At 61.1% G+C, this 4,535-nt stretch carries 3 protein-coding genes; all 3 read left to right on the plus strand.

The genetic code is table 11. The features are described from left to right. Nucleotides 1–350: 350 nt before the first annotated feature. On the plus strand, nt 351–863 hold the full coding sequence (locus tag JNL55_RS20285; protein WP_293857950.1) for an RNA polymerase sigma factor: 513 nt from the start codon (nt 351–353) through the stop codon (nt 861–863). A 9-nt stretch (nt 864–872) separates the two neighbouring features. Continuing rightward, nucleotides 873–1,877: a FecR family protein gene (locus JNL55_RS20290; RefSeq protein ID WP_293857953.1), complete on the plus strand. Its 1,005-nt coding sequence runs from the start codon at nt 873–875 to the stop codon at nt 1,875–1,877. A gap of 85 nt (nt 1,878–1,962) precedes the next feature. Further along, nucleotides 1,963–4,535, plus strand: a 2,573-nt coding sequence (locus JNL55_RS20295; protein ID WP_293857956.1) for a TonB-dependent receptor, incomplete at its 3' end; no start/stop codon positions are given.

The raw sequence follows: 4,535 nt of genomic DNA on the forward strand, positions 1-4,535 counted from the left end.
CATCTGCGGATCGATGACATGAAGCAGGCTGCGGCGATCCTTGCGTCCTTCCTGCTGCACGCTGCGAACCGCGATGAGCCGCTGCCCCGGATGCCGGTGCCCACGCTGCCAGCACCGACAGATCCGTTTTCCTACACGCAGGCTGAGTGAATGACGGGAAGTGACACGCCGTTCGTGAACCTGACAACGCGGCCTGAAGAGGCCCACAAGTTCGATTATTTCGAGCGGACATTTTCTAGCAAGTAGGTAGGGTGGCAGGCCTCCTGAGCCGTTGTACGGACAGGAAGGCCATGCCGAGCAAGCTCTCAACAGACCTCGCCCCGTGCGGGATATTGGGCCACACTGTATCGATGTCCGATACGGTGGAAGCGCTCGCGCGTCGTTATCATGCGGAACTGCTCCGCATCCTGCGAGCGCGCTTGCCCAACGCCCAGGACGCCGACGACCTCGCCCAAGAAGCCTATACCCGGCTATTGCGCTACGAGGGTCGCATCGAGCCGGACCAGCTGCGGCCGGTGTTGTTTCGTATCGCCAGCAATCTCATGACCGATCATTGGCGCTGGATGCGACTGCGCCAGGCGGGCACCCAGTTGCCCATCGAAGAGCTCGAATTCGACAGCGAGGAACCCTCGCACGACCGGCATGTGGACGCCGAGCAGCAGCTGCGGCGTCTGGAACAAGTCGTGCTCGGCATGCCCGAGAAGCGTCGTCTCGTGTTCTTGCTCAGCCGGATCGAGGGTCTGAGCAATGCAGAGATTGCCACCCGCTGCGGGATCTCGATCAAGACCGTGGAGAAACATCTCGCGATCGCCCTCGCCGAATGTCGCAAGCAGGTAGGCCAGCCCGACGCCGGGTCGCCGTAGGAGGTCATGATGACCGGTGTCAAAGAAAAATCATTGCAAGAAGCTGAGTTGTGGTTTGCCCGGCGGCGCGATGTCGCGGTTCGGGAAGCCGAGCAGGAGTCGTTCGACGCGTGGTGTTCGAGCGATGCGCAGAATGCTTCGTCGTATGCAGAGGTCGAGCGCTTGTGGGGCCAGCTGGCCGTCATCCAAGGCTCGCAGCGGCTGCGAGCGCTCATCGAGGAGGATCAGCGTCCGCCAGTCGAGCAGGCTGCTCGCTTCCGAAGAACATTCACGCGCCCGGCGGTGCTCTGGCTGGGGCTGTGTGCTGGCATCGTTGCGGTGTCTGTAGCGCTGCTGTTCCCGCGAGGCGAGCCGGACCGCGTCTTCACCACTGCGGTGGGTGAGCAGCGGACCGAGATGCTCTCGGACGGCAGCACGCTACGATTGAACACCAACAGCAGTGTCAAAGTGCGCATGACGAGTAGGCGACGTGAGGTGGACTTGGAGAGTGGCGAAGCTGCCTTCGATGTTGCCAAGGAGCCCGCCAGGCCGTTCGTAGTCAACGCTGCCGATGGCGCAGTGACGGCGGTGGGTACGCGCTTCCTGGTCAACACGTCGGAACACAAAGTCGCAGTCACGTTGCTCGAAGGCCGAGTGCGGATTGACCGCGAGTCGCGACGTGAAGTGGAACAACTGGTTCCGGGCCAGCAGGCCGTCTACGACGCCGGCGCTTCGGGAATTCTTCGACGGAACGTGGATGTTGCCGCCGTGAGCAGTTGGTTGAGCGGCCGGCTGGAGTTTCGCGGCGTGGCGTTGGCCGCAGCCGTCGACGAAGCGAATCGCTACTCGACCCGCAAGGTTCGGATCGGTGACCCGCGGATCAATCAAGTGAGCGTGAGCGGCTCGTTCCGCACCGGTGACGTCGAAGCCATGGTGGCAGCGTTCGAAGCGCTGTTTCCATTGCGTGCGCAGCGTGAAGAACATGAAATCGTATTGTTTTGCCGCGGCAGCTCATTGAACGCGGGCACGAGGTAGGGTTGCTGCCAGCATCATTCGTTGAACCCCACAGGAGCGCATGTCAGGGGCATGCGCGATACCGACAAGAATGGGGAGAAAACAAATGATCCATGTGCTGCGTGCAATAAGAAACGTCCTGCTCACCCATTCGATGCGCAGTTCGGCATCGGCAATCTTGCTGGCCACGATGGCTGTGCCCAGCGTCGTGGTCGCGGCCGATAGCAGAGCGTCGGCGGAATTCACCATCCCTGCATCGAGTCTCGAGGATGCGCTGAGCAAATTCGGTACGCAGTCCGGCATGCAGGTCGCATACGGTCCCGAGCTCGCGCGTGGTTTGAAAGCACCCGCGATCAACGGCCGTTTCACCTTCGACGCCGCGCTCGACAAACTCCTGCAAGGTACTGGCCTGACGTGGAGCTACGTCAATGCCACCACTGTGGTGCTGAAGCGCGCTGCCACCAGCAATAGCAAGTCGACGCAGCGAGTCGATGCACCTGACCAAGTGGCGGAGGAGGTGGTCGTCAAAGGCATCCCCGAAGTCATGGTGGTGGGCAAGAAATCTTTGAACGTCGACATCGAGCGCACCCAAGACGATCCGCAACCCTATGTAGTGTTCAATCGCGAAAGTATCGAACGCTCGGGCGCGACCAGCTTGAACGATTTCCTGATGGCGCGTCTGCCCATGAACTCGTCAGCGACACCGGCAGTTGCCACCGACATCAACAACGGCAACACCAGCAGCATCAGCCTGCGTGGCTTGGGGCAGGGACAAACGCTGGTTCTGATCGACGGCCGGCGGGCGGCGTCGACGACTAATGGATTCTCCTCGGGCCAGACCGACATCAACGGTATTCCACTGGCTGCCATCGAACGTATCGAAGTGCTGCCGACCACGGCTTCGGCCATCTACGGCGGCTCGGCGACGGGCGGTGTCATCAACATCATCATGCGTCGTGACTACGTGGGCACTCAGGCCGCGGTGACCTACGACAGCAGCTTTGACGGCGACTCCGCAGTCAAGCGTTACGATCTATCGAGCGGCTTCACCTTGTTCGACGGCCGAACTAGCGTGTTACTCAACGGGAGTTACACCGAGAGCGACACGCTGTTGAATCGCCAGCGTGAGTTTTCACGCCGCGGCCGCGAGCGACTGCTTGCGAATAGTCCAGGCTACAACTTGCCTTTGGGTTCCGGCATCAACGTTCGCAGTGCTTCGGGCGACAACCTGGTTCTCGATGACGGCACCGAACTGAACTCGGGCATCACCTACGCGCCGGAGAGTTTCCGCGGCATCGGTCTCGACGGCGACGCGTCTCTGCGTTCCAACGCCGGCAACTACGATCTCGGTCTGGCCAGTGGTGCCGAGCGCAACTCACGGGGCGTGACTGGCTCGGACGCGGTGATCGCTGGCGCCGGCGCACCGGTGAAGTATTTCGGCGGCTCGGTGCGACATGAGTTCAGCGATCGGGTGAAAGCGTTCCTGGAAATTTCCCATTCGGAGAATCGTTCCCGCTGGGGTGGGCGCGGCGTCAATCTGCCGGGATCGATTTCGGCGGACGCACCGAGTAACCCGTTCGATCAAGACATCGACGTGGCTTGGTCGACGCAGCAGCTGGCCGGCTACATCGAAGCCGAGAGCGGTTACGACCGCTATGCCACCGGCGTGATCGTCAACTTGCCCGGGCAGTGGGTGGCGTCGCTGGACTACACGTTGTCCGAATCCGAATGGAGCTATCGAAACACCACGCCGAGCTTCGGCAACAACGCTGCATTTTATTCCGCCGTTAATGCAGGCGCCATCGACGTGCTGCGCGGCTTTGATGAGCAAGGCATCGATGTCCGGCAGTTTCTGGCCAATGATTTCACTTTGATTCAATCGCCGCTGGAAGTCACCACCAAGAATCCGGCGCTCCGGCTCAGCGGCCCGGTGGGTTCGTTGCCGGCGGGACGCCCACAGGTGTCATTGTTGTTGGAGCGTCAGGACTCCGACTTCAGTACCAGCACCCAGCGCTTCGGTAACGGCTTCGTGCGTCTGTTTCCGGAGCGTTCGCGAACCATCGACAGTGCCTATCTGGAACTGCGGCTGCCGTTGCTGTCGCCATCGAACAAGCTGGCTTGGATGGAAGAGGCCGAACTGCAGTTGGCTGGTCGTTGGGACAGCTATGAAAGCACTAACGCGGCGCCGTCTTTGTATCGGCCGCCAGGAACACCGGAAGGGTTTACTTTCATTCGGCATCAGACCGAAGAAGTGAGTCCCTTGATCGCGCTGCGCTTGCAGCCGAGTCGGGATGTTGCTTTTCGCGCCAGCTATGGCGAAGGCTTTCTGCCGCCGGATATCGGGCAGCTGACGGCGTCGACTGTGATTCCCGGCGACACCGGGCTGAGCTGGTTGAACGATCCGCGACGGGGCAACGAGCCCATCACTGGAATGGTCGACTATTCGTACGGCGGCAATCCGGATCTGAAGTCCGAGACTTCGACCAGCTGGTCGGCAGGTTTTGTGTTCACGCCTCGCTGGGTCGACGGTTTGCGCTTATCCGTCGACTACACCGAGATCAAAAAGAAGAACAACATTGTGGCGCTGGACGATCAGACGCTGCTGGATAACGAAACGTTCTTCCCCGGTCGCGTGACTCGTGGCGCCAATCTGCCGGGCGATCCTGCGGGCTGGGCCGG

This window comes from Steroidobacter sp., assembly GCF_016790065.1.
Taxonomy (GTDB): Bacteria; Pseudomonadota; Gammaproteobacteria; order Steroidobacterales; family Steroidobacteraceae; genus Steroidobacter.